The sequence below is a fragment of the Pseudomonas sp. 20P_3.2_Bac5 genome (assembly GCF_025466035.1).
GTDB lineage: Bacteria > Pseudomonadota > Gammaproteobacteria > Pseudomonadales > Pseudomonadaceae > Aquipseudomonas.
Window position 1 is genome coordinate 32,726 of the sequence record NZ_JANLOA010000060.1, and the last position, 26,386, is coordinate 59,111.

Here is a 26,386-nt window from a genome sequence, read left to right on the forward strand (position 1 = left end):
CTTTGCTACTTGTCGACGACCCGGTCTCAGCGGCCGTGGCTGTCGGTGTAGGCCAGCAGGGCCAGGAAGCGGGCACGCTTGATAGCGGTAGCCAGCTGACGCTGATAACGAGCTTTGGTACCAGTGATACGGCTTGGAACGATCTTGCCGGTTTCAGATACATAAGCTTTCAGGGTGTTGAGATCTTTGTAATCGATCTCTTTCACTTCTTCAGCAGTGAAGCGGCAGAATTTACGACGACGGAAGAAACGTGCCATGTAATAGGCTCCTCAAAAGGTCCGTGGATTACTCGTCAGCGTTATCGCTGTTGTCGCTGTCATTGCTGTCATCGCCTTCGGCGCTGTCAGAATGCTCAGGACGATCGCGACGCTCACGGCGCTCACTGCGGTTTTCTTCAGCCTTGAGCATCTCGGACTGGCCGGTAACGGCTTCGTCGCGACGGATGACCAGGTTACGGATCACGGCATCGTTGTAGCGGAAGTTGTCTTCCAGCTCGGCCAGGGCCTTGCCGGTGCACTCAACGTTCAGCATCACGTAGTGAGCCTTGTGAACATTGTTGATTGCGTAGGCCAGTTGACGACGGCCCCAGTCTTCCAGACGGTGGATCTTGCCGCCGTCTTCTTCGATCAGCTTGGTGTAACGCTCAACCATGCCGCCGACTTGCTCGCTCTGGTCCGGGTGGACCAGAAAGATGATTTCGTAATGACGCATGAATGCTCCTTACGGGTTGTAGTCTGCCGACAAATGGCGGTCAGACAAGGAGTGAATGACACTTGTATGTCTTGCCTTGGAAAGAGGCACATGCGCGCCTGCCAACACGGCAAGGGGCGCAATTGTAGAGAAGCGCCGAGGGACAAGCAAGGTGATTGGTGAAATATTGAGCAGTGCCGATAGCCGGCAACCTCAAATACAACTGTAGGAGCGAGCTTGCTCGCGATAGGCCGACTTAGGAGGCCATCGCGAGCAAGCTCGCCCCTACAAGAGGGATCGCGAATTATTTGCCGGCTTTACGCTGACGAACAGCCTCGAACAGGCAGACGCCAGTCGCGACCGATACGTTCAGGCTGCTGACGCTGCCTGCCATCGGCAGCTTGACCAGGAAATCGCAGTGCTCGCGGGTCAGGCGGCGCATGCCCTTGCCTTCCGCGCCCATGACCAGCACGGTCGGCCCGGTCATGTCCTGCTGATACAGCTCCTGCTCGGCTTCGCCCGCAGTGCCGACCACCCAGAGGCCACGTTGCTGGAGTTTCTCCAGGGTTCGCGCCAGGTTGGTCACGGCCACCAGAGGCATCACTTCAGCAGCGCCGCAGGCAACTTTACGCACGGCCGCGGTAAGCGTCGCCGACTTGTCCTTCGGCACGATGACCGCCAGCGCGCCGGCAGCATCGGCGGTACGCAGGCAGGCGCCGAGGTTGTGCGGATCGGTGACGCCGTCGAGAACCAGCAGCAGCGGAACCGTCTCGGTACGCTCCAGCAGTTCTTCGAGCATCGCCTCACCCCAGACCTGACTCGGGCTGACTTCAGCGACCACGCCCTGGTGAACACCTTCGACCCAGGCATCCAGCTCGCGGCGTTCGGCCTGGCCGACCGCAACGCGGTTGTCGGCGGCCAGCGCCAGCAGCGCCTGGACCCGAGGCTCGCTACGACCCTCGGACAGCCAGATCTGCTTGACCCGCTTGGGGTGGTGCCGCAACAGCGCTTCCACGGCATGGACGCCGTAGATCTTTTCCAACTGACTCATGACTTGCCTTTGGGTTTACGCGACGTGGAACCAGCTTTGGGCGGTCCCTTGCGGTGTTTGGTCGGTTTCTCGGTCTTGCCGGACTTGCCCGCCGGCTTGCCGCTGGCGTGCGCCTGCTTGGCATCGGCCAGCAGGGCCTTCTTCATTTCCCGGCTCTTGCGCACTTCGGCGTTTTTCGCCGCAGCATGGGAAGGGAAATAGGCTTCGGCGGTTTCGTTCTTGGCTTTCTTGGCGCGAGGTGCCGGCTGCTCTTTGGCAGCGGCTGGAGCCTTGCCAGTAGCTTCGGGCGCGGTCTGACGCTGTTTGCGGCCGATCGGCGCATTCAGGGTGTTCTCGGCCATTTCGAAGTCGATCTTGCGTTGCTCCAGATCGACGCGCATCACCCGCACTTCGACGGTGTCGCCGAGACGGAAGGTACGCCCGGTGCGCTCGCCGGTGAGACGGTGGTGGACCGGATCGAAGTGGTAGTAGTCGCCTGGCAGCGCGCTGACATGCACCATGCCTTCGACATAGATGTCGGTCAGCTCGACGAACAGGCCGAAACCGGTCACCGCGGTGATCACGCCCGGGAACGACTCACCCACGCGGTCTTTCATGTACTCGCACTTGAGCCAGTTGACCACATCACGGGTCGCCTCGTCGGCGCGCCGCTCGCTCATCGAGCACTGTTCGCCCAGTTGCTCGAGGGTGTTTTCGTCGTACGGATAGATCCGCGCCTTGGGAATGCTCATCGCACCGGCGCGCTTGACGTGCGGGGTTTCCTGGCGGGAACGGATCACGCTGCGGATGGCCCGGTGGGTCAGCAGGTCGGGGTAGCGGCGAATCGGCGAGGTGAAGTGGGTGTACGCCTCGTAATTCAGACCGAAGTGGCCGTTGTTGTCGGCGCTGTACACCGCCTGGCTCAGCGAACGCAGCATGACGGTCTGGATCAGGTGGAAGTCCGGGCGACCGGCGATGCTGGCCAGCAGTGCCTGGTAGTCCTTCGGCGACGGACCGTCCTTGCCCTTGTGCAGGGAAAGGCCCAGCTCACCAAGGAAGGCGCGCAGTTTTTCCAGGCGCTCCGGCGGCGGACCGTCGTGGACGCGGTACAGGGCCGGAATCTCGTGCTTCTTGAGGAACTCGGCGGTGGCGACGTTGGCCGCCAGCATGCATTCCTCGATCAGCTTGTGGGCGTCGTTGCGCACGGTCGGACGGATTTCCGCGATCTTGCGCTCGGAGCCGAAGATGATCCGGGTTTCCTGGGTTTCGAAGTCGATCGCGCCGCGGGCATGACGGGCGTCCAGCAGCACCTTGTACAGCGCATAAAGCTGTTTCAGGTGCGGCACCACGCCACTGTATTCCTCGCGCAGGGCACGGCCTTCGCGGGTGCGGGCGTGTTCCAGCATGCTGCTGACCTTGTTGTAGGTCAGGCGGGCATGGGAGTGGATCACCGCTTCGTAGAACTGGTAATCGACCATCTGCCCGGATTTGTTGATGGTCATTTCACAGACCATGGCCAGGCGATCGACGTGCGGGTTCAGCGAGCAGAGGCCGTTGGAAAGCTCTTCGGGGAGCATCGGCACAACGCGCTCGGGGAAGTACACCGAGTTGCCACGCACCTGGGCTTCGGCATCCAGCGCCGAACCGAGGCGGACGTAGCTGGACACGTCGGCGATAGCGACGTACAGGCGCCAGCCACCGGAGAACAGCCGCAGTTTGCCGAGGCTTTCGCAATAAACGGCGTCATCGAAGTCGCGGGCGTCTTCACCATCGATGGTGACGAACGGCAGGTGGCGCAGATCGATGCGCTTTTCCTTGTCCTTCTCTTCGACTTCAGGCTTGAGCTTGCGCGCTTCTTTAACGACCGCTTCAGGCCAGACGTGCGGGATATCGTAGCTGCGCAGGGCAACGTCGATTTCCATGCCGGGAGCCATATAGTTGCCGATGACTTCGACAACGTCGCCCTGAGGCTGGAAGCGCGGGGTTGGCCAGTGGGTGATCTTCACCTCGACGAACTGACCGACACGCGCGCCACCGCTGCGACCCGGGGTGACCAGCACTTCCTGCTGGACCTTCGGGTTGTCAGGGGTAACGAAGCCGATGCCGCCTTCTTCGAAGTAGCGGCCAACGATGCTCTCGTGGGCGCGGGAAATGACCTCGACAACCACGCCTTCGCGGCGGCCACGGCGGTCGACACCAGAGACACGGGCCAGGGCGCGGTCACCGTCGAACACCAGGCGCATCTGCGCGGGGCTGAGGAACAGGTCTTCGGAGCCGTCATCGGGAATCAGGAAACCGAAACCGTCGCGGTGACCGGAAATACGGCCGAGGATCAGGTCGAGCTTGTCCACCGGGGCATAGGTGCCGCGCCGGGTGTAGATAAGCTGGCCGTCACGCTCCATCGCCCGAAGACGACGGCGCAGGGCCTCGATCTGTTCCTCGGTATGCAAGCCGAGTTCCTCGACCAGCTGCTCGCGCGCAGCGGGCGAGCCTCGTTCGGCGAGGTGCTGGAGGATCAGCTCACGGCTAGGGATGGGGTTTTCGTATTTTTCCGCTTCACGAGCGGCCTCGGGATCGAGGGACTGCCAATCGGCCATTAGGAGGGGTTCACCTTGTCTATATAAGGGTTAGTTTGGCATAGCCGTATTGAAACCGGAAATTTCAACCTTGGACAGCCCCGTTGGGACCGGCCCCAGAATGCGCTGTTCGCTGTGGAAGACCAACGGCTTGAATCTTTTAAGATTTTTTTCAAACCGGGGCTTTACAGCCCTTGGAGCCATCCGTATAGTGCGCACCACAGCGACGGAGACCGTCGTTATAGTTGAGAAGCCGCGCGATGTGAAGCATCGAAGCGAAATCAACGAAATGCCCAGATGGTGAAATTGGTAGACACGCCAGCTTCAGGTGCTGGTGACCTTACGGTCGTGGAAGTTCGAGTCTTCTTCTGGGCACCATATTTCAAGTTTCAGATAGCTTCATAACGTGTCTGAGATTAAGCAATACGCTAGACTGTTTTTGTTACAACTGCTTCAAATTTGCCCAGATGGTGAAATTGGTAGACACGCCAGCTTCAGGTGCTGGTGACCTTACGGTCGTGGAAGTTCGAGTCTTCTTCTGGGCACCATATTCAAAGAAACCCGCGAAAGCGGGTTTTTTTATGCCTGCGATTTGACCTCGGATCTCGCCGAGGCCCCTTCCCTCCTAGAACGTCTTCTCGAATTTCAATGCCACCTCCGTCTGCCGGTAGGCATAGGCCCAGTCGATGCTGCTGTCGGTGACCGTGCGTTTCATGTAGAGATTCGGCACCACCCCGGCGAACGCGAAACGCGGCATGCTCAGGTTGGCGATGTAGATCTGCTGGCGGTCCTTGCGCAGGCCGCCGAGGAAAACGTCCGGCGCATCGTAGCGGGTGGTGCGGTACAAGCCGACCACGCTCAAGTTAACCCCCAGGTCGAAGCTGTGATACGCGCCCAGGCTGCCCATGTACTCGCGATTGCTGGCGGTATCGGCGTCCTGGCTGCGCCGGGTGTAGGTGACGCCGCCGAATACCAGGGTGCGCGGATCGAGCATGTACGACAGCGAGGTGCCGACCTGACGTTCGTCGTAATCATCGAAGTACTCGCGCTGTTCGCCCTGGAAGCGGAAGTGCTTGTGCTGGGCCTGCAGGCCGACCTGCAGCCGGTTGGTCAGGTTGTGCTTCCACTCCCCGCGCACGCCGCTGGCCTGGTACTTGGTGTGATGGTCGTTGTAGTAATTCTCGAACAGTGGCGTGAGCGACACATCGTTCAGCGCACTCTGGAAGCTGTAGCCGGCGTACAGCACCGAGGTGTTGTCGTCGTACCAGGTCTTTGTTTCGCCGTCATCGCCATGCTTGTCGTAGGTATTGCCATAGCTGAGGCCGCGCACCAGCAGATGGTGATTGCCGGCAATCTGGAAACGCCGCTCGGCAGCCATGTCATAGACCAGGCTGGATGACGTGATTGGCTTGGGCATCTGCCGGCTGTAGTCGAAGCATTCGAAGAAGATCGTGCAGACCTGGGTGCTGGTGGTCATGCCGTTACCCTGGTTGATGTTGCTGTTGTAGCCGAAGCCCAGCGACGCCGATCCATGCCATTCGCGGCGCAGGTCGATGCCCTTGTGGTACTCGCCCAGCACGCTCAGGACCTGCTCGGGCACATCGGACGCGGCGACCTCGCGAAACAGCGCTTCAGCTTCACGGGTCTGATTGTCTTCGAACAGCGTGCGCGCCAATTCCAGGCGAGCACGGACGAAACCTGGCTGCAGCTCATCGGCCCTGCGCAGATGTGCGATGGCCTGCTTGTACTGGCGGTCGCTGCGGGCGATCAGCCCCTCGGCCATTTCAATCAGTGCCGGCTCATGACCGGGCAGTTGGCGGTAGCGCTCGACAAACTGGCGCACCTTGCCCCACTGCTGCAGGTTGATGGAGACGTAGATGGCCGGCCCCAAGTCTTCGAGGGTGTTCTGTACGTTGTAGGTCTGCCCCTCGATGGTGATCAGCGAAGCATCGTTCTCGGCCGGATCCGGCGCGCCAAGATTGGCCCGCTCGCGCGCCTCGGCGGTGCGGTCGATCTTGTTCAACAGCAGACGGGTGTCGTCGTCATCGGCCAGCAGCGCGGTGGAACACAGGGCAGAGAAACACAGCAGGGCAACGCGCCCCCGCATGGACGGCAGCATGGTGATCGTTCCGGGACAGAAAGAAAGAGGTCGGAAGGGGGAGCCGAAGCTCCCTCCTCCAATGACACGCGGGTGTTACTGCTTGGCGCCGCCGAAGGCGACTTTGGTGGTGCCGCTGGTGTAGATCCCCGCCAGGGCCTCGGCATTGGCGCCGTAGAACTGACCCTGGATCTGGGAAGTACGCGAGAACGAGCCATTCGACGCGATGGTGGTGCCGCCGAAGTTGATCGAGCCAACGGTGCCGGTCAGGGTGCCGCTGCCGGAACCATAGTTGGCGGTCAGCACACCCGAGGTCACGCCAGCGCCGGTCCCCGGGTTGTACTGGTTGACGCCGACCACGTTGTACTTGGCGTTGACCAGGGTTGGCATGCTGGTGGTCGGGTTTTCGCCGACATACCAGACGGTGCGGTTGGCATCGGTGAGGTTCAGGTCGGTGCTGTTCAGTGGCTGGGTGCCAGACTTGCGTGGCGCCCATTCACCGAAGTACACCTCGGCGCCGGAAACCTTGGCGATGACTTCGCCGCCGAACTGCGGGAAGTTCGGCAGCGGGTTGTCGATCTGGCGATAGGCGTAGACGTTGGTGTTGTACGCAACGGTGTTTTTCCAGGTCTCCGAGACGTTGTAAGGCAGACCGGTAACCGGATGAATCTGGGTAATGATTGCCGAAGCAGTACCTGGTGTTGCAATCAGCGCGTTGGTCTGGGCAATCGGACCCGCCGCAAAGCTGACGACCTTGGTGAGATCCGCAGTGCCACCTACCGTGGTAGGCATTGCAATCCCGGCGGTGCCGACAGCCATCATGTTGGATGCCGTGGGCACTACATAGCTACTCGACGAGCCACCCGCGACGGTTGCCGCGAAGCTGGTGGATGCCATCAGAGACAATGCGGAAAGTACAAACAGCTTTTTCATGAAACCTCCTTGGATAATTGAAAGGCCACTGTTTTTAATAAAAAACAGCAAAAAATTCAGGGATGCTCTTATTCAGAATCGCGCGGTTAGTGCCAACTTCATCGTGCGGCCGGGTGCCGGCAACATGGCCCTGGCCAAGGGATCGATGTAATAACGGTTGGTGATGTTGTTGACGCCGACATCGACATCCAGGTTCTCGGTTACCTGATAACTTGCATAGGCATCGAATACCCAGATTGGGTGCCAGCGATAAGGTCGCCCGAATGCTTCAGCGCCCGTCACGCCGCTGGCGATCCACTTGGCTTCTTCTTCGTTTTCGGCGCTGCTGTGGTAGACCATCCGCCCGCCCACTTCGAGCTTCTCATCGAGCAGGCGCATACCGCTGTCGAGGTTGATGGAGTATTTGGGTTGCAGGCTGGTGCGGGCAAAGGTGGAAGGAAACCCGCCAGTGACGCAACTGTCGATTGCGTTGTTGTAGATAGGATCGAGCGTGGCGGCATAGTCCTTGTCACATAGTTTCTGCTCCAACCGGTAGCTGACGGAGAAGTTAGTGAAATAACGCCCCGTATCAGTACGGGTTTGCAACTCAATACCCGAGTAAGTTTTTTTATCGAACTGCACGATGTTGTACATCTGGTCGCGGTCGATATAGTCGTGAATTTCATTCTCGTAGTAATTGATACGGAAATCGGCATGACGCCAGTCCGGGACGAAACTGCGCAGGTCGTGGACATAACCAACTTCCCAGTTATACGCATGCTCGGGATTCATGCTGCCGGTGGAACTACGACCAAACGTCGTACCGGCCTGAGTGTCTTCGTACAACGTGGGGAACCGCACCAGTTCGCTGTAGCGCACATATACCCGGGCATTTTCAGTCAGCAGGAAGGTTGCCCCCAGCATCGGCGTCCAGGCGTGATCACGGCGCTTGTCAGGTTTGGCCCACAACTCTCCCTCCGTGGGCGGTACGGTAACGGTCGAAATCTGTTCCGGCTGGATATAGCGATTGACGGTGCCCGTGGTGCCTTGGGCGTTGGCCACCGTCTCGTTCAGGTCGATGGTGCCGTTGAGGAACTGGTTGGTGGAACGATCAATCTTGAAACCGTCGTACGCGGCGACAAAACTCTCACTGTTCCTGGCGGTGTAATACACGCCATTGACCTGGTAGTTATCCATGGCCGTCAGCATTTCCTGCTCGATTTCTTCTGGTGTGAAGCCCCAGGACTCGTACTCTGCTCGCACACTCTGCTCGAGTGCCGTGGCTTCCTCATCGCTCATCAAGCGTCGATAACCGAAGCGGGTGCCCGTTGTGGTTGAACCCGCAGCCCAGTCGCTGTCGCGGTTCTCACGGTGCTTGGCCAAGCCTTCATCAAACGAGTTGTAGTCGCTGTACCTGGCTCCCGCGTTGATAACCAGCCAGGGCATGACCGTCCATTCGTTGTTGAAGCTGAAGTTGTACTGCTGCCGGTTGCCACTGCGCGGCCCGAAATGCTGGGTGGCCCAGACGATCTCATTGACTGTCGCGTTGGCGGCGCCGTAGCGCTCGTCCAGCTTTTCATGGCTGAAGTCGCTGGAAAGCGTGAGGTTGAGGGTGTCGCTCAGTTCCATCCGGTTGCTCAGGTTCACGCCCCAACGCTCATGGTTGGAAACCTGAAGCGACTTGGGAATGAGGGTGAAGCGGCCATCGCTGTTGTCCAGCCGGACCGGCTGGGTGGGCGCCTGAGCACAGGCCGTGGGGTCATTACGGTATTGGCACAACACATAGTTGTTCCAGTTTCGGTCGATATCCTGGCCCGTCGCGCCGACCCCATAGATGGACTCGCCTGTCTGGTAACGATCGCTGTCGTTGCTGGTCATCCAGAGACCGGCCTTGAGATTGATCAGGGCGCTGTCTTCGGGATTCCACTCGTAGTTCAGCGACCAGGTGTCCTGCTTGACCTTCGCGTAGGGATACTGGATTCCGACATTCTGGTTGCCATCGAGCCCGGTATACGTGGTGAGGCTGATCACGTAGGGCGAACTCTCACCAAACTCCATATCGGTGTGCATGTAGGACAACTTCAGGCTCTGCTGGTCAGGCAAGTACCAGGTGCCCTTGAGCAACGTGGTACGCACGTCACTCGATGTGTTGGTGACTTCATAGCCCGGCTGGAACAGTTGAGCCACATAGGACGTCCCTGCTCCCGGCACACTCTGCTGGCTCTCCGCCTTGGCCTTGTCCAGCCAGTCTTCCGTCTCGTAGCGCTGGCTGCCGCCTTTGCCGCTGTAGTAGTTGCCCTTGCGGCGGTAGCTGTACGCCGCCAACAGGTCGAAATCTTCCTGACGGGTACCGGCGGCGATACGAAAAGCATTGTCTTCGAAGTCGAAATCGGTGCCGCCCGAGCCCTTGCGCGGCGTCATGCGGCCACCATTGGGCAGCGCGAAGCCTACGGTTCCGTCGTAGCCCGCGGTGGCACCCGGTACGTCACGATAATCCTTGCCGAACTGATTGATCCCCGACTCGTCCGGCGACACCGAGTTGGTCGCCGTCTCGGTCTTGATCTCGATACCCCAGGGCTGCCCGGCCTTGACGATATCGTCGACATCCAGCGTCTTGATCTGGACCGAGCCGCCGATGCCGGTCTTGACCCCGTCGGTGACGGACGGGCCCTTCTCCACCGAAATGCTGCCGATCATGTTGGGGTCGACGTAGTTGCGGTTGGAAATGCCGCCCGAGCCCTGCCACACCGACATCGCCTGCTCGGTGCCGTCCACCGTCACCGGAATCCGTCCTTCGCCCTGGATGCCGCGGATGTTCGGGTCCAGCGCCCCGCTGTTGCGCGCATCGCCGCTGTAGACGCCGTTCAGGCCGCTGAACACGTCAGACACTGAAGTGCCCTTGTAGCGCTCCAGCTCCTCCTTGCCGACATAGACGTTGGAAACATCCTTGCGGTAAACGTCGCTTTGCCCCTTCTCATCGCGGTCTTCCCACTCGCCCTTCACTTCCTGCGCTTCCAGCACCTGCAATCCGCGCTGCGAAGTCCCTGGCTTGCTCATCGCTTCCTCATAGCCGGCGGGCAGCTCAATTTCCACCGGCCCCATATTCGGCGTCGACGCCTGTTCTTCAGCAAATGCAGCGGCGCCGGAGAGCGCCAGGGTGATCGACCAGACCAGAGGCTTGAGTGGCAGGGACGAAGGCGTGGGTACGGGCGAGAGCATGGCGAAACCTGTCGTTGTCGGTGGTAGATGGCAGATACATGGCCACTCTGCGGCGGCGAGGTGATACTACCGACAAAAGCGAATGAATCTCGTTTAGATTAATATGCGAGAAACAGAAATTTCTATGCGCGGAGGCAGGGAGCGGAGAGGCCCGCTCCCGGAGGGAGGTTTAGCGTTTCTTGCCGAAAATCGACTTTGGCGCACGCCCGAAATAGCGGGTGAATGCCACGGTGAAATTGTTCGGATATTTGTACCCGACCTGCCACGCCGCCTGGGCGACCTGCTGACCGGACTCGAGCAGCGTCATGGCTTTGCGCATGCGCAGGTCGAGCAGCATGCGCGCGGGCGTCGTATCGAAAAGGTAGCGGAAACCTTCCTTGAGCTTGTGCTCGTTCATGCCGACAGCCGTGGCGAGGTACTCCACCGTCAGCGGCGTGTGTAGTTGCTCGCAGAGGAGATTGCGGGCCCGCTCGATGCGCTCGATGTCACTGGTGCCCAGCGGCGACGTAGTGCTGTCCTGCGGCGCCAGCAGGTTGAACTGCTCCGACAGCAGGCTGAGGGTATGGATGTGCAAGTCCAGCCGGTTGGACGGGTTGAGCACACCGGGTTGCAGGTAGCGCACCAACGCCGCGGCATGGGCCTGTGCAGCCTTGGAACTGGCGCGGTAATCGAGCCGGTTCAAGCGGCCGCTGCCCAGCACCTGCGCGGCGCGTTCCTCGCCGACGTACTTGCAGAGGGTCGGCTGATCGATCACCACACGCAGTTGCGAGGCGGTCTCGTGGGCTTGATAGCGGCGCTCGCCCGGCGTGGCGCGGAACGCGGTGATGGTCGTGTGGCCGGCATCGAAGGCCAGGTTGCTGCCGTCCTGGCCGAGAAAACCGGATTTCCCCTGCAGGCCGATGGTCACGACCATCACATGGCCGTCATGCGGGCCGCAGGTTTCTTCGATCAGGGTCCGCACGGGGTGATAGTGCAAACGCCCCAGCGACAAGCCCTGTTCGAGCTGCAATAGCTCCGAATAGCACTGACCGAGGTCCTCGGACAGTTGCATGCGCAAGCGTCCGTCCGCTTGCACCGAACGGTGCCTGGGGTGATCCAGGCCGAGACGGCAACTCCCTTTCATTGTGCTCATGACGACATCCCTGCGGCCATGCGAGCGGCGCTTCGCATAGGAACGGCTCCGGCTCGCATACTTAACATTAATGATTCTCATTTAATATATATCACCTTTTTCAGTGATTCGGCCACGGCTTGTTTCGTTATGAACAAGGCGGCCAAGTACAGGGAGTTACCGTGCCTCAACGTGCCAACCTCGATCAGCCTCACCAGGATTTGAACAGCGCCCATCCCCTCCAGGCATGCTGGGACCTGCAACTCGCCGGGCTCGGCGCCGACGCCCTGCAGGTGGCGCTCGAATGCGCGCTGTTCGACCATCTGAGCGCACCTGTCAGTGCGTCCGCGCTGGCCGACACCCTCGAGCTGGACGCCGCCAGTACCGGCTACTTTCTCGAACTGCTGTGGAGCCTGGGCCTGCTCGAACGCGACCGCCAGCGACCACCGCGTTACCACAACCTGCCGCTGGCCGACCTGTACCTGCGCGCCGAGGCCAGCGCCTATTGCGGCGATGCCCTGCTGTTTCGTCACCGGGTCATGCGCCAGACCGGCGCCCAGCTCGGCGACTACCTGCGCAACGGCGTGCCGCGCCCGCCCATGGCTTCCGCGGCAATGGCCAAGGCCTGGGCCGACGCCGCCCGCCTGCAGATCGCCCAGGAACAACGCGCCGTCACCCGCGACGTGGCCTGCGCGCTGGTCGAAAGCCTGCCTGAAGTCCATCGGCTGGAACGGATGCTGGACCTCGGCGGCGGCCCCGGCCTGGTGGCGATTGCCCTGGCCGAGCGCCTGCCCGCCCTCGAAGGCGTGGTCTTCGAATACCCGCTGGCCGCCGAAGTGGCCCGCGAAAACATCGCCGCCGCCGGCCTCGCCCAGCGCCTGAAAGCCATCGGCGGCGACCTCAACGACGACGACTTCGGCAGCGGCTACGACCTCATCTGGTGTTCGTCGGTGCTGCATTTCGTGAACGACCTGCCCGACACCCTGCACCGCCTGTTCGCCGCCTTGCGTCCCGGTGGCGTGCTGCTGTGCTGCCAGGCCGAAGTGCCGGACGAGCGCCAGGCCGCGGCGCAGGTCCTGCCCTATTACCTGCACATGCGCCTGCAAGGGCGCCATGTGCTCGCCGAAGGTGAACTGGCGCGCACGCTCGAAGGCATCGGCTTCAGGGCCGTGCAACAACTCAACGAACTGCGTTTCCCGGTCACCCCGGTCAACGCCGTCATCGCTCGCAAACCCCAGGGGTAACTCGATGGACCGCACGCGAATCGCCGGCCTGCAATTGCTGTTCGGCTGGCTCAACCTGGCGCTGGCCGTACCCAGCATCTACCTGATGTTCGGCATGCCGCTGGTCATGCGCCAGTACGGCTGGAGCGGCACCGAGATCGGCCTATTCCAGCTCGCCGGGTTGCCGGCGGTGTTCAAGTTCCTGCTGGCCGTGCCAGTGCAACGGGTGCGTCTGGGCAAGGGCCATCTGGTCCACTGGATGGTGCTGCTCGGCGCGGCGCTGCTGGTGCTGTACTGGCTGATCGGCCGGCAGAACCTGATCGAGCAGCGCATGCCGCTGTTCGTCATGACCTTCGCCATCAGCATCATCGCCACCTGGATGGACATCCCGCTCAACGCCCTCGCGGTGCAATGGCTGCCGCGCAGCGAACAGTTGCGCGCCGGCAGCATTCGCTCGGCGGCGCTGTTTCTCGGGGCGATCGTCGGTGGCGGCGCCATGCTGTTGATTCAGGCCCGGCTGGGCTGGCAGGCGCCGTTCCTGATCATGGGCGTGGCACTGGTGATTGGCGTGCTGCCGCTGCTGGTCCTGCGTCGACGGCCACAACCCATCGAACCCGAGCAGGCCGCACCGTCCGGCTTTGTCGCCGACTGGATGAGTTTCTTCAGCCAGCCGGCGGCACGCCAGTGGACCTGGCTGCTGCTGACCGCCTTCCCGTTCATCGGCGCCGCCTGGCTGTACCTGAAACCGTTGCTGCTCGACCAAGGCATGCCCATGCAGGAAGTGGCCTGGGTCGTGGGCATCGCCGGCGGTGCCACCGGCGCTGTGTTCAGCCTGCTCGGCGGCCGCCTGCTCAGCGTGCTCGGCACGGCGCGGGCGATCTTGCTGTACCTGCTCGCCGCCTTGCTCGCCCTGGTGCTGCTGACCGTCACCGTGTGGCTGCGGCTGGGCCCGGCCTGGCTGATCGCCAGCGCGTTGTGCCTGGCGGCGAGCATGGGCGCGGTGTCGGCCTTGATGTTCGGCCTGACGCTGTTCTTCAGCCGGCGCCAACGCACCGCCAGCGACTACGGCCTGCAATCGAGCCTGTTCGTCATCACTCGCCTGGCCGCCCCCGTGGCTGCCGGGCTGCTGCTGGACCGCCTCGGCCACGCCGGCATGCTCGCCTGTCTCAGCACCGGCCTGCTGCTGGCGCTGCTGCTGGCCTGGCGGGTACGCCACAGCATCGCCGGCAGTGCCGAAGCATTGCTGGTCAATGAACGCCACGCCACTGCCGGCGTGATCCCCATCGTTACCGAGGGCAAAGCATGAAGCCGCGTACCGTCGGCATCTGCCTGATCAGTCGCAATCGCGCGCTGCAGGAGGATGTGCAAGCAGTGCTTGACCGGCTCAACCACTGGTTGGGCCATGAAACGTCGCTGTACAGCCAGCACTGGCCGGACAGCAACTCGCAATGCCTGTATCGGCAGGTGGCCGGGCAAGCCGAAGCCTATGTGCGCTTACACGCCCAGGGCCACGATCTGTACCTCGACCTGAGGGTGTTCGACAGCGCCGCCGACGCCAGCCTGGCACTGGCCACCGCCAGCAGCGAAAGCGACTACGTGCTGTTCGACACCCGCCACCTGCACGCTCAACCCGACAGCGACCCGCTGGTGGAACTGCTCGACGCCCAGCCCGAAGCCAAGCGTTCTCCCAGCTCGGCGCTGCTGCTGTGTGACGAAGAACACCTGCAACACTGGCTGCTGCGCCTCGGCGGCAACCGCCTGGTGCGGGTGCCGCATCCGACGCAAACCTTGCGCCGCGCCGACCTGCTGCGGCTGTTCGTCGATCATCTGGAACACGCCTACTTCAACCGCCTGCTGGCCCGCACCACGCTGCAGTCCGGCGAGCCGGTGGCGCTGGCGCGGGACATCCAGCAGCGCATGGACGCGCGCTGGGGCGACCACTGGGACTGCCACTTCTTCACCGGCTCCATGGTCGCGGGTTTCCTCGATTCCATGGGCGCGCTGTTGCGCGGCAGCGGCCGCGGTTTCCACACCGCCAGCAACGAGCACGCCCTGGCGGTCAGTGCGCTGGCCGGCTGGCAGTTGTACCGCCGCGCCTACGTGATCGTCATGACCTCGGGCATGCTCGACGAACTGCGCGGCACCCTGGCCAACCTCAAGCGCGCCGGTGCACCGGGACTGGTGATCTGCGCCGACTCGCCCGAGTCGGTGTGGTTCGCCTTTCAGGGCAGCCTCGATCGCGACAACGACGGCCACCAGGTGATTGCCGCCCGCGGCCTGTGGCAGCGGTTCATCCGGCGCCCCGATGAATCCCGCGCCAGCGTCGAGTCCGCCTTCGCCGCGCTCGACGCCGCGCCGGCGCCCACCTTCCTGTTCGCCACCCAGGCGGTGCTGGAGTCGCGGGTCGAAACCGGCACGGAAAAGCCGGCACCGCCGCAACCCGCCCCCGCCAGCGAACTCGACGACACCCAGCGCGCCGCCCTCGACAGCGTGCTGGACGTGCTCAACCACGAGCCGTCGCGCATCCTCTGGCAATGCGGCCGGCTCAGCGAACAGGAGCGCGACCGCGTCATGGCCCTGGCCAGACGCAGCGGCGTGGCACTGGCCGACAGCATCATCGCGCCGGGCAGCGTGAGCGCCTATCAGGACCAGGAACCGGTGCTCAACTACCTTGGCCCGCTGTCGATGTACGGCTTCAGCCGGCGCATCCACGCCTTCCTCGAACAGCCGGACGCCGACGAAGGCAAACCCTGGCTGTTCTTCCTCAAGAGCAAGATCGACCAGTCGGCCACGCCCTACTCCGAAGGCCGGCTCAAGCGCCTGTTCCACATCGTCCAGATCAACCGCCGCCGCGAGCACATTTCGCCTTTCACCGAAGTCGCGCTGGAACTGCCGCTGGCGACGGTACTGGACTACCTTGAGCCGCGCCTGAATGTGCCGCCGCCCTTATTGCAGGCGCGCCGCGAGCGCTTGCAGCGGTTGCAGCGCACCCGCGAGGCGCTGCCGAGCGATCAGGTCGAAACCCTGCCGATGACGCCGAACTTCTTCTTCCATCGGCTCGGCCTGCTGCTGGGCGAAATGATCGAGCGCGACGGCTACCGCTACACCGGCGTCTACGACGTCGGCCGTTGCAGCATCTCGGCCATGCGCAACCTGCCGCGCACCGACGCCGGGTTCTCCGGCTGGTATGGCCGCGCGCTGATGGGCGACGCATTGATGTCGCTGCCCTACATCGCCCTGAACAACAGCCGGCATGTGCTGGCGTTCATCGGCGACGGCGCCCGCGCGTTGGTGCCGGACATTGAACAGCGCCTGGCCATGTGCCTGGCCAGCACCGCCGACGCCGCGCAGCGCAACGTCACCGTGCTGTACCTCTCCAATGGCGTGCTGTCGATGATTCAGACCTACCTGGACAAGCGCTACGCCTGCCACGGCGCGGCGCAGGTCAACGTGCCGCTGAACGGCGGGCCGGTCTGGGAAGAACAGCCCTTCGGCCCGATCAGCATCTGCCGCGCGCGCCTGCTCGCGTTCTGCCCCGACACCCTGCGCCAGGCCATCACCGCGCCGGGCCGCCTCAACTTCTTCGACGTCTGGCTGGGCCACAACTCGGAGGGCGACGGCTTGAGCCTCGTCTCCGAAACGGCCTGGAGCCGCCTCAACGCAGAGAGCCACTGATGAAATTCGGATTCATTGCCCACCCCACCTCCACCGGCCTGCTGCATCAGGTCAAGCTGGTCGACCTGCTCGACCGCACGCTGGAAGAACAGGCCTGGGGTTACGACAGCGCCCGCTGGCGCCAGCGCAACCTCGTGCCCTTCGTCGATTTCGGCCGCATCGTCAGCGCGTGCGGCGCCGAGTGTTCCGGCATCCTGCAGTTCATGCCGCTGACCGCCGAGCAGATGCTGCGCCAGCCCCGAGCCATTGCCGAGCGCGTGCTGCAAGGGGTCAATTCACTCAAGGCCGAAGGCGCCGAGTTGGTCGGCCTGGGCGGCTTCACCGCGATCGTCGGCAACCGCGGCCTGGCGACCATGGAACAGGCCGACGTGGCCGTGACCACCGGCAATTCGCTGACCGCCTACGCCGCCTACATCAACCTGCTGGACAGCCTCACGCTGCTTGGCGTCGCGCCGGAAAACGCCGAGGTGGCCGTGCTCGGCTACCCCGGCTCGATTGCCCTGGCGGTGGCGCGCCTGCTCGTCGGCCATGGTTGCCGGCTGCGCCTGATACACCGCGGCAACCCGCGCCAGGCCGAGGCGCAGCTCGAATACCTGCCGGCGCAATACCACGCGCAGGTCAGCCTGCACGACAGCATCGAAGACTGCTACGCCAGCGTGCGCTTCTTCGTCGCCGCCACCTCCAGCGGCGGCCTGATCGACCCGCGTCGGTTGCTGCCCGGCTCGGTGGTGATCGACGCCGCGCTGCCCAAGGACGTGATGGACGTCGCGCACACCCGCCGCGACATCCTGCTGGTGGACGGCGGCCTGGTTTCGGCCAGCCCGGCGGTGCACCTGGGCATGCGCACCATGGGCCTGGAACCCAAGCGCAGCATGAACGGCTGCCTGGCCGAAACCATGATCCTGGCGCTGGAAGGCCGTGCGGAAGCGTTCTCCATCGGCCGCGAATTGCCGGCGGACAAGGTGCTGGAAATCGGCGCCATCGCCGCCCGCCACGGCTTCACGCCCTCGCCCATGGCCAGCGACGGAGAAGCCCTCGCAGACGATGATTTCGGCCGCCTGCGCCGCCATCACCACGGCCAGCGTCCGGTCCGCGCCAGCGACGCCAAGGACGACCCGATGAACCTGCGCCGCGAGGTGCTCAACAGCTTCGGCGAGCACATCAACCCGGTGCTGCGTGAGTTCTACCAGTTCAACCATATCGAGCGGGTGTTCAGCCACGGCGAAGGCTGCTGGCTGACCGACCTGGATGGCCGCCGCTACCTGGACTTCGTCGCGGGCTACGGCTGCCTCAACACCGGCCACAACCACCCGGCCATCAGCGCCGCACTGCAACGCTATTTGCAGCAACAGTTCCCGACGTTCATCCAGTACCTTTCCGCGCCCCTGCACGCCAGCCTGCTGGCCAAGTGTCTGGCCGACCTGGCGCCGGGCGGCCTGTCGCGGGTGTTCTTCAGCAACTCCGGCACCGAAGCGGTGGAAGCGGCGCTCAAACTGGCCCTCGCCGCCAGTGACAAACACACCGTGCTGTACTGCGACAACGGCTACCACGGCAAGACCCTCGGCGCGCTCTCGGTGACGGGCCGGGCCAAACACCGCAAGCCGTTCGAGCCGCTGCTGCCGCGCTGTGACAGCCTGCCCTTCGGCGACCTAGACGCCCTGCGCACGCGCCTGGCCAAAGGCGATGTAGCGGCCCTGATCATCGAGCCGATCCAGGGCGAAGGCGGTGTGATCCTGCCGCCTGACGGTTATCTCGCCGGCGTGCGGGCACTGTGCGACGAGTACGGCTGCCTGTGGATCCTCGACGAGATCCAGACCGGGCTGGGCCGCACCGGCAAACGCTTCGCCTGTGAATGGGACGGCGTCGCGCCCGACATCATGGTGCTGTCCAAATCACTGTCCGGCGGCCTGGTGCCGATCGGCGCGACCCTCTCCCGCGAGGCGGTCTGGCAGCGCGCCTATGGCGACATCGACACCTTCGCCCTGCACACCTCGACCTTCGGCGGCGGCAACTTCGCCGCGGCGGCGGCACTGGCGGCGCTGGACGTGCTGGAACAGGACGGCCTGATGGCCAATGCCGCCGAGGTCGGCGCGCACCTGCAACAGGGCTTGCTGCACATCGCCGAGCGCTACCCGTTCATCAAGGCCGTACGGGGTCGTGGCCTGATGCTCGCCATTGAGTTCCAGAACAGCATGGCCGGCGGCATCGAGGCGCTGGTGCGAGAAATGGCCGGGCGCATTCCGGGCCAGGCGGCGGCTACCTACCGCATGCTCTCGGGCACCGCGCGGCGGCATCTGGAAGCGGCGATGGAAGAGCTGGAACAGAGCCTGGAAGACATGTTCGTGCTGCGCCTGATGACCAAGCTTTCCGAGGAGCACGGCATCCTCACCTTCGTCACCGCCAACAACAACCGGGTGATGCGCATCCAGCCGCCGCTGGTGCTGAGTGTCGACGAGGCGGACCGGTTCCTTGGCGCGTTTGCTGCGGTTTGTGAGGACCTGGCCACGTTCGAATCCTGAGCAGGTTCATCGCTGTGGTTCGGGGCGCCGAACCACAGCGACAGGGCCCCAGCAGATCTCATAGCTTTTCCGCGCTTTGCCATACGAATCCCCGGCCTACCCCGATTGCAACTTTTCCTGTCACATTTGAAAATAATTCCAGTTCGTATCTACTGAATGGAAGAAAGCGATATGACCTTACCGCCGCTGGTCGAACCCGGTGCCGAGCTTACGCGCGAGGAAGTGAACCGCTACAGCCGTCACCTGCTTATCCCCAACCTGGGCGTCATCGGACAACGCCGCCTGAAGAACGCCAAGGTGCTGGTCATCGGCGCCGGTGGCCTCGGCTCGCCGACCCTGCTGTACCTCGCCGCCGCCGGCATCGGCACCCTCGGCGTGATCGATTTCGATCGGGTCGATGAGTCCAACCTACAACGCCAGGTGATCCACACCGTCGACAGCGTGGGCGAGCTCAAGGTGGAAAGTGCCCGCCAGGCCATCGCCCGCCTCAACCCGCTGGTCAAGGTGATCACCCACAGCGACCGTCTCGAACCGGACATGGCGGTCGAGCTGTTCTCGCGCTATGACCTGATCCTCGACGGCACCGACAACTTCGCCACCCGTTACCTGGTCAACGACGCCTGCATCCTCGCGGACAAGCCCTACGTGTGGGGCTCGATCTTCCGCTTCGAAGGCCAGGCCTCGGTGTTCTGGGAGAACGCCCCGGACGGTCGCGGCCTCAATTACCGCGACCTCTACCCGGAGCCGCCGCCACCGGAACTGGCGCCTTCCTGCTCCGAAGGCGGCGTGCTCGGTGTGTTGTGCGCCGCCATCGCCTCGATCATGTCCACCGAGGCGATCAAGCTGCTGACCGGCATCGGCGACCCGCTGCTCGGCCGCCTGATGGTCTACGACGCCCTGGAAATGAGTTACCGCGAACTGCCGATCCGCCGCCTGCGCAACCGCCAGCCGGTCACCGCGCTGTCCGACTACCAGGCATTCTGCGGCCTCAACCGGCCAGCGGCCGCGAACGACAGCGGCGTGCCGCTGATCAGCGCGCTCCAGCTCAAGTCGCTCAAGGATGGCGGCACGGCCCCGGTGATCATCGATGTGCGCGAGCAAACCGAGTGGGACATCGTGCGCATCGACGGCGCCCTGCTGATGCCCAAGTCCGCCGACGTCGCCAGCCAGATCGTCGCGCGTTTCGGCCACGACACCGAGCTGGTTATCGCCTGCAAGTCGGGCATGCGTTCCCAGGCCGTCTCCAGCGACCTGCGCAAGCTGGGCCTGGACAAGGTGCGCAACCTCGAAGGCGGCGTGCTGGCCTGGGTTCGTGACGTCGATCCGGCGCTGCCGACCTACTGAGGTGCCAGGCATGCCATTGCGCATCACCCGTGCGGCGCTCGAGCAGATCCAGCGCCAGGCGGCCAGGGAGCACCCGATCGAGGCCTGCGGCCTGATCACCGCGCCCTGCGAGGCAACGGTCGCGGCGCGGGTGATCCCGATGCGCAACCACGCCGCGTCGGAGGTCTGGTTCAGCTTCGACCCCCGCGAGCAATTGCGGGTGTGGAGCGAACTGGACGAGCGCGACGAGGAATGCCGGGTGCTCTATCACTCGCACACCGCCAGCGAAGCCTGGCCCAGCCGCGAGGACATCGCCCACGCCCAGGACCCCGCGTTGCACTACTTGATCCTGTCCACCTGGCCCGGCGCCAGGCACCGGGTCCGCAGCTTCCGGATCGTCGAAGGCCGGGTATTCGAAGAGCAACTGTCCATTCAGGAATGAACAGGGCCGCCATTGACCGGCGGCCAGGACACCCCCTCAAAGGAGAATCACATGTCGGTTTCAGTCATGGTTCCAACCCTGCTGCGTCCCCTCACCGACGGGCAGAAAAAAGTCGAGGCCCAGGGCGAAACGGTTCGCCACATCATCGACAACCTCGACAGCCGCTACCCCGGGATCAAGGCGCGCCTGGTGCACGCGGACGAGGTGCACCGCTTCGTCAATATCTACGTCAACGACGATGACATCCGTTTTGCCGAAGGCCTGGCCACCGCCATTGCGCCGGGCGACAAGCTGACCGTACTGCCCGCCGTCGCTGGCGGCTGAACCGCGACGGCCTTTTCGCGGACTGACCCGCGAAAAGGCCCGCACCGAAACCCCGGCATTCCGACCGATCGCCCCACGCCAAGGTGCCCCACCATGCCCCGTATCCTGGATGACGCCAGACTCACCTGGCGCAGCGGCCCCTGCCTGCCCGCCTGGCAGACCTTGAGCGCAGCCCTGCAGCGCCAGGGTGAATGCCTCGGTGTGCAGCATGCCGAGAGCGACCCCGAAGGCCCGTCCCTGCACTTGCTGCACCCCGACTTACATCCGCTCCAGACCCGCTTCGCCGGCTTGCCGGCCCTGCCGCTGGAGTTGTCTACCGAATTCACGATCCAGGCCGCCTGCGGCCTCATGTCGGTGCACGGCCGCGCCAGTGGCAGGCCCCAGGCCCTGGGCGTGAACTACCTCGCCACCCTCAATGCCGCGCTCGCCTGGCAAGGCAGCCTGGCCGCGGCGGTCGGCCAGTTGCGCGGTGGCGACTTCGCCAACGTCTCGCTGCAACCGGCCGCCGGCGCCCTGTTGAGCATCGGCCAATACCTGGCCGGCGCCACCGCACCGGAAGACGCCGAACGGCTGCTGCCCGGCGCTGATGACGCCTTGGCCCGGCCGCCATTCGTCTCCGCTGACGGCGTGCTGTTCGAACTGGAAACGCTCGACAGTCAGCCATGGCGGCGCTTCTGGAATGCCCTGGAAGTAAGCGACGCCATCGCCGGCAAGGCCTGGCAGCGCTTCCTGTTGCGCTACGCCCGCGCCGTCGCGCCGATGCCGGCCGAATGCCTGGATGCCCTGGCCGGCTTGCCGCTGGCGCGAATCCAGGCCATCGCCCTGGAAACGGGTGTGGCGCTGGTGCCGGTGCGCGGTCTGATTCAACGTCGCGCCGACAGCGACTACGCGGCAAGCGCCGCCAGCCCCTGGCAACTGCAGCGCGGCAAGGCCGGCATGCCCGCCCGGCGCGCGGTCCCCGGGCGCCTGCCGCTGCAAGGCATTCGCGTGCTCGAATCCTGCCGCCGCATCCAGGGTCCGCTGGCCGGGCACCTGCTGTCGTTGCTCGGCGCCGACGTGATCCGCCTCGAACCGCCGGGCGGTGACCCGCTGCGCGACATGCCGCCGTGCGCCGAAGGCTGCTCGGTGCGCTTCGATGCGCTCAACCACCTGAAAGACGTACGCGAGGTGGACATCAAGTCCGCCGCCGGTCGCGCGCAGATCCACGCGCTGTGCCAGGACGCCGACGTGTTCCTGCACAACTGGGCACCCGGCAAAGCCGCCGAACTGCACCTGGACGCCGCCGACCTGCACGCCACCCAGCCGTCGCTGATCCACGCCTACGCCGGCGGCTGGGGCGAGGCGGCGATCGATGCGCCCGGCACCGACTTCACCGTGCAAGCCTGGTCTGGCGTGGCGGCCCGCATCGCCTCCGCGTCAGGCACCCGCGGCGGCACCTTGTTCACCGCGCTCGATGTGCTCGGCGGCGTCATCAGTGCCCAAGGCATCTGCGCCGCCCTGCTCGACCGCGAGCTGCATGGCCGCGGCGCACAGTTGCACAGCTCGCTGCTCGGCGCCGCCGACCTGCTGCTCGACAGTCAGTGCGGCCTGCCTTCACCGACCTTGCTGCAAGGGCTGTTCAGCACCGCCGACGGCTTGCTAGCCCTCGACTGCCAGACCCGTCAGCAGCACCAGGCCCTGGCCCGCTTACTCGGCGGCGACGCCGACCCGCGCCGCCTGCAGACACAACTGGCCGAGCACGGCAGCGAACACTGGATGGACGCCTGCCTGCAGGCCGGCGTTCCCGCCAGCGTCGCCCATGAAGACCTCACCCTGCTCGCCGCCGATCCGCGCCTGGCCCCGAGCCTCACCCAACGCGCCTACCGCTCTGTTCAATCACCGTGGAGTTTCCTATGAATACTGCCGGAATCGTTGACCTGGTCCCCCTGCACACCCGCCGCCGCTGGAGCGAAGACGGCAGCTACCCCAACCAGGATGTGTTCAGCCTGTTTCGCCAACGCGCCGCGCAATCGCCGGACAAAGCCGCGGTGCTATCGCCGGACGGCAACATCAGCTATGCGCAACTGCTCGACGCCGCCCTGCGCATGGCCGCCAGCCTGCGCCAGGCGGGAATCGTCGCCGGCGACGTGGTCGCCTATCAGTTGAGCAACCACTGGCGCTGCTGCGCCGTCGACCTCGCCGTGGCCGCGCTGGGCGCTGTCGTCGCGCCGTTCCCGCCGGGACGCGGCAAGCTCGATATCCAGTCGCTGGTACGCCGTTGCGACGCCCGCGCGGTGATCGTGCCGCAGGAATATGCCGGCATCGACCTCTGTGAAGTGATCGAATCGCTGCGCCCGACCCTGCTCTCGCTGCGCATCCTGATTGTCGATGGCGAGCCCCGCGCGGGCTGGTCGACCCTCGACGCGCTGCTCGACGCCGCGCCGATCGACAGCGCCAGCCTGCCCAAGGTCTGCCCCAACTCACCGGTGCGCCTGCTGGTGTCGTCCGGCACCGAGTCCGAACCCAAGCTCGTCGCCTATTCGCACAATGCGCTGGTCGGTGGCCGTGGCCGCTTCCTGCAACGCATCAGTGACGACGGCGCCGAATTCCGTGGCCTTTACCTCGTGCCGCTGGGCTCGTCGTTCGGCTCCACCGCCACCTTCGGCGTGCTCTGCTGGCTCGGCGGATCGCTGGTGGTGCTGCCGCGGTTCGACGTCGGCGAGGCGATCAAGGCCATCGAGCAATTGCGCCCGACGTTCATCCTCGGCGTGCCCACCATGCTCCAGCGCATCGCCGCCGAGCCGGCCCTGGCCGATATCGACAAGTCGAGCCTGCGCGGCCTGATCTGCGGCGGCTCGCTGATCGACGAGGCCACCGTGCTGCGCTGCACCGAACACTTCGGTTGCGGCTTCATCAGCCTGTACGGCTCGGCCGACGGCGTGAACTGCCACAACACCCTCGACGACCCGATCGACGTGGTGCTGGGCAGCGTCGGCAAACCCAACCCGGCGGTGTGCGAGATCCGCATCATCGATGACCTGGGCCGGGAACTGCCCCACGGCGATGTCGGTGAAATCACCGCGCGCGGGCCGCTGAGCCCGATGCAGTACGTCAACGCGCCGGAACTGGACGAACGCTACCGCGACGCCGAAGGCTGGGTGAAGACCGGCGACCTGGGCTTTATCGACCAGCAGGGCTACCTGGTGCTGGCCGGGCGCAAGAAGGACATCATCATCCGCGGCGGCGCCAACATCAGCCCAGTGCAGATCGAGGGCCTGGTGATGGCCCACCCGGATGTGGTCACCGTGGCGTGCGTTCCCGTGCCCGACGCAGACCTTGGCCAACGCGTGTGCCTGTGCGTGACGCTGCGCGAAGGGGCGGCGAAATTCGCCCTGGACGACATCACCGGCTTCCTGCGCGAGCAGGGCCTGGAGGTCAACAAGTTGCCGGAATACCTGCGCTTCTATCGGCATCTGCCGCTCACCCCGGCGGGCAAGGTCGACAAGCGTGCCCTCGCCGCGGATGCCGCCGGCCTCGGCGAACCTGTCCGGCAGGTGGGCTGAGCCATGACCACTGCATCCCCTGAAACAACACCGCTGGCGCACCGGGTACGGCACTTCGTTGAGCAGCACATCCTGCCGCGCGAGCTGGAGCTGGGCGCCTGCGACCAGGCGGCCGGCGCGCTGGCCGCCGAGCTGCAGGCCAAGGCGCAAGCCGCCGGCGTGTTCGGCAATTTCTACCCGTTCGCCCTCGGCGGCCGGGTGGTGAGCCTGGTGGAGTACCTGACGGTGGCCACCGAGGAAGGCCGCAGCGAGTTCGCGCCGGCGATTCTCGGCTGCGACGCCACCCTCGACGCCTACATGCTCGACCGCCATGCCAATCCCGAACTGCGCGAGCGCTTCCTGATGCCGCTGGTACGCGGCGAGCAGGTGCCGTGCTACGCCATGTCCGAACCCGACAGCATCGGCTCGATTCCCGCGACCATGACCAGCCGCGCCGACTGGCACGGCGATCACTGGCGCCTGAACGGCCGCAAGTGGTTCATCTGCCGCGCCGAACGGGCCGACTTCGCCACCGTGATCGCCCGTACCGGCGATGGTCCGACAGGCGAAGCGTTGTCGATGCTGATCGTCCCGACCGACAGCCCCGGCTTCCAGTTCGTCCGCCCGCTAGCCCTGCTGGGTCGCCAACAGGGCCAGGGCGAGTTGCGCTTTGACGAGGTGCGCGTTACCGCGAATCAGGTCCTCGGCACGCCCGGCCAGGGCATCGCCCTGATGCAGCGCCGCCTCGGGCTCGGCCGCCTGTTGCGCGCCGCCCACTGGCTGGGCCTGGCGCAGCGCTGCTTCGACGACCTCTGCGCCAGGGTGCATTCGCCGCGCGGTCACATGGCGCGGCTGACCGACAAGCAACTGCTGCGGGGGCGGGTCTATCAGGTGTACCGCGACATCGCCAGCGCCCGCGCCTTGCTGCAGGACGCGGCGGCCAAGTTCGACCAGGGCCAGGCCAACAGCATCGAGGTCAACCTGGCCAAGCTGGCGGCGTCGGAAGCGCTGTCCGGCGCGGTGGACTCGGCGATGCAGGTCATGGGCGCCGAAGGCCTGAGCGAGCTGTCGCCGCTGTCGGGCATCTACCGGCACGCCCGCACCACACACATCCTCGACGGCACCGACGACGCGCTCATCAGCACCCTCGGCCGCGACCTGCTGGCGGCCACGGCCCCCGGCAAGCCCTTCGACAGCCGTTGCCCGTCACTGCACCTGGACAAGGGAACGCCATGAAACGCCACGCCGCCCTCGCCGCCTTGCTGACCTGCGCCATGGGCCTGCCGATGATGGTGTTCTATGCCCTCGGCGTGCTCGGTCCGCAACTGATCGCCGACCTGCACATCGACCGCGAACACCTCGGCTGGCTGACCACCAGCGCCTTCGGCCTGGCGGCCTTGCTGTCGCCCTGGGCCGGCGCGCTGGTGCAGCGCATCGGCTCGCGCAGCGGGCTGCTGGCGCTGTTTCTGCTGGTGGCGCTGTCGTTCAGCCTGATGGCGGTGCTGCCCGGCTTCACCGGGGTGGTCATCGCCCTGTTGTTCTGCGGTGTGGCGCAGGCGCTGGCCAACCCGGCCACCAACCAGGCCATCGCGCAGACCAGGGATGCGCCGCGCGCGGCACTGGTCGGGCTGAAGCAGGCGGGGGTGCAATTGTCCGCGCTGATCGCCGGGTTGGTCTTGCCGGTGTTGAGCACCGCGATCGGCTGGCGCCTGGCGCTGGCCTG

19 protein-coding genes and 2 tRNA genes are annotated in these 26,386 nt (G+C 64.6%); 13 read left to right on the forward strand and 8 right to left on the reverse strand.

The window, feature by feature from the left end:
* Positions 1–26 precede the first annotated feature (26 nt).
* From rpsR to rnr, 4 genes are all read right to left on the reverse strand, one after another.
* Positions 27–257, reverse strand: coding sequence for a 30S ribosomal protein S18 (gene rpsR, locus NTD88_RS09760; protein ID WP_003171373.1), 231 nt, complete (start codon positions 255–257; stop codon positions 27–29).
* 28 nt (positions 258–285) lie between these two features.
* Positions 286–711, reverse strand: a complete 426-nt coding sequence (rpsF, locus tag NTD88_RS09765) for a 30S ribosomal protein S6 (RefSeq protein ID WP_095155973.1) — start codon at positions 709–711, stop codon at positions 286–288.
* A gap of 283 nt (positions 712–994) precedes the next feature.
* A complete protein-coding gene (gene rlmB / locus NTD88_RS09770) occupies positions 995–1,741 on the reverse strand; it encodes a 23S rRNA (guanosine(2251)-2'-O)-methyltransferase RlmB (protein WP_095155972.1) in 747 nt (248 codons plus the stop codon).
* The gene (gene rnr, locus NTD88_RS09775) at positions 1,738–4,317 is read right to left on the reverse strand and encodes a ribonuclease R (protein ID WP_262153527.1); all 2,580 of its coding nucleotides are present in this window, start codon (positions 4,315–4,317) and stop codon (positions 1,738–1,740) included. Before rnr ends, rlmB begins: the two co-directional genes overlap by 4 nt.
* Before the next feature lie 270 nt (positions 4,318–4,587).
* Between rnr and NTD88_RS09780 the strand changes: the two genes are divergently transcribed.
* Positions 4,588–4,674 (forward strand) — tRNA-Leu (locus NTD88_RS09780).
* Between the two features lie 83 nt (positions 4,675–4,757).
* Positions 4,758–4,844: transfer RNA gene (locus tag NTD88_RS09785), tRNA-Leu, on the forward strand.
* A gap of 77 nt (positions 4,845–4,921) precedes the next feature.
* On the opposite strand, the gene NTD88_RS09790 is transcribed toward NTD88_RS09785, so the two are convergent.
* From NTD88_RS09790 to NTD88_RS09805, 4 genes are all read right to left on the reverse strand, one after another.
* Complete coding sequence (locus NTD88_RS09790; protein WP_095155970.1) at positions 4,922–6,415, reverse strand: porin family protein; 1,494 nt, start codon at positions 6,413–6,415, stop codon at positions 4,922–4,924.
* 75 nt (positions 6,416–6,490) lie between these two features.
* Positions 6,491–7,327 (reverse strand): Slam-dependent surface lipoprotein, encoded by an 837-nt coding sequence (locus NTD88_RS09795; RefSeq protein ID WP_262153528.1) that lies wholly within the window; start codon positions 7,325–7,327, stop codon positions 6,491–6,493.
* A gap of 72 nt (positions 7,328–7,399) precedes the next feature.
* Entirely contained in the window at positions 7,400–10,525 is a 3,126-nt protein-coding gene (locus NTD88_RS09800) for a TonB-dependent receptor domain-containing protein (protein ID WP_262153529.1), read from the reverse strand.
* A gap of 169 nt (positions 10,526–10,694) precedes the next feature.
* The gene (locus tag NTD88_RS09805; protein ID WP_262153530.1) at positions 10,695–11,657 is read right to left on the reverse strand and encodes a helix-turn-helix transcriptional regulator; all 963 of its coding nucleotides are present in this window, start codon (positions 11,655–11,657) and stop codon (positions 10,695–10,697) included.
* Between the two features lie 161 nt (positions 11,658–11,818).
* On the opposite strand from NTD88_RS09805, the gene NTD88_RS09810 reads away from it, so the two are divergent.
* From NTD88_RS09810 to NTD88_RS09860, 11 genes are all read left to right on the forward strand, one after another.
* Positions 11,819–12,880, forward strand: coding sequence for a class I SAM-dependent methyltransferase (locus NTD88_RS09810; protein WP_262153531.1), 1,062 nt, complete (start codon positions 11,819–11,821; stop codon positions 12,878–12,880).
* Positions 12,881–12,884: 4 nt separating this feature from the next.
* Complete coding sequence (locus NTD88_RS09815) at positions 12,885–14,165, forward strand: MFS transporter (protein WP_262153532.1); 1,281 nt, start codon at positions 12,885–12,887, stop codon at positions 14,163–14,165.
* Entirely contained in the window at positions 14,162–16,534 is a 2,373-nt protein-coding gene (locus tag NTD88_RS09820) for a decarboxylase (protein WP_262153533.1), read from the forward strand. The genes NTD88_RS09815 and NTD88_RS09820 overlap by 4 nt, the downstream gene beginning before the upstream one ends.
* Positions 16,534–19,053, forward strand: a complete 2,520-nt coding sequence (locus NTD88_RS09825; protein WP_262153534.1) for an aminotransferase class III-fold pyridoxal phosphate-dependent enzyme — start codon at positions 16,534–16,536, stop codon at positions 19,051–19,053. The genes NTD88_RS09820 and NTD88_RS09825 overlap by 1 nt, the downstream gene beginning before the upstream one ends.
* 171 nt (positions 19,054–19,224) lie before the next feature.
* Positions 19,225–20,397 (forward strand): molybdopterin-synthase adenylyltransferase MoeB, encoded by a 1,173-nt coding sequence (gene moeB, locus NTD88_RS09830; protein WP_262153535.1) that lies wholly within the window; start codon positions 19,225–19,227, stop codon positions 20,395–20,397.
* A gap of 10 nt (positions 20,398–20,407) precedes the next feature.
* Complete coding sequence (locus NTD88_RS09835; RefSeq protein WP_262153536.1) at positions 20,408–20,818, forward strand: M67 family metallopeptidase; 411 nt, start codon at positions 20,408–20,410, stop codon at positions 20,816–20,818.
* Between the two features lie 51 nt (positions 20,819–20,869).
* Positions 20,870–21,142, forward strand: a complete 273-nt coding sequence (locus NTD88_RS09840) for a MoaD/ThiS family protein (RefSeq protein ID WP_095155961.1) — start codon at positions 20,870–20,872, stop codon at positions 21,140–21,142.
* A 93-nt stretch (positions 21,143–21,235) separates the two neighbouring features.
* The gene (locus tag NTD88_RS09845) at positions 21,236–23,038 is read left to right on the forward strand and encodes a CoA transferase (protein ID WP_262153537.1); all 1,803 of its coding nucleotides are present in this window, start codon (positions 21,236–21,238) and stop codon (positions 23,036–23,038) included.
* Positions 23,035–24,684 carry a class I adenylate-forming enzyme family protein gene (locus tag NTD88_RS09850; RefSeq protein ID WP_262153538.1) on the forward strand — a complete coding sequence of 550 codons (1,650 nt, stop codon included), beginning with the start codon at positions 23,035–23,037 and terminating at the stop codon, positions 24,682–24,684. Before NTD88_RS09845 ends, NTD88_RS09850 begins: the two co-directional genes overlap by 4 nt.
* Before the next feature lie 3 nt (positions 24,685–24,687).
* Positions 24,688–25,899: an acyl-CoA dehydrogenase family protein gene (locus NTD88_RS09855; protein ID WP_262153539.1), complete on the forward strand. Its 1,212-nt coding sequence runs from the start codon at positions 24,688–24,690 to the stop codon at positions 25,897–25,899.
* On the forward strand, positions 25,896–26,386 hold a 491-nt coding region (locus NTD88_RS09860), incomplete at its 3' end, for an MFS transporter (protein WP_262191726.1). The genes NTD88_RS09855 and NTD88_RS09860, both read left to right, overlap by 4 nt.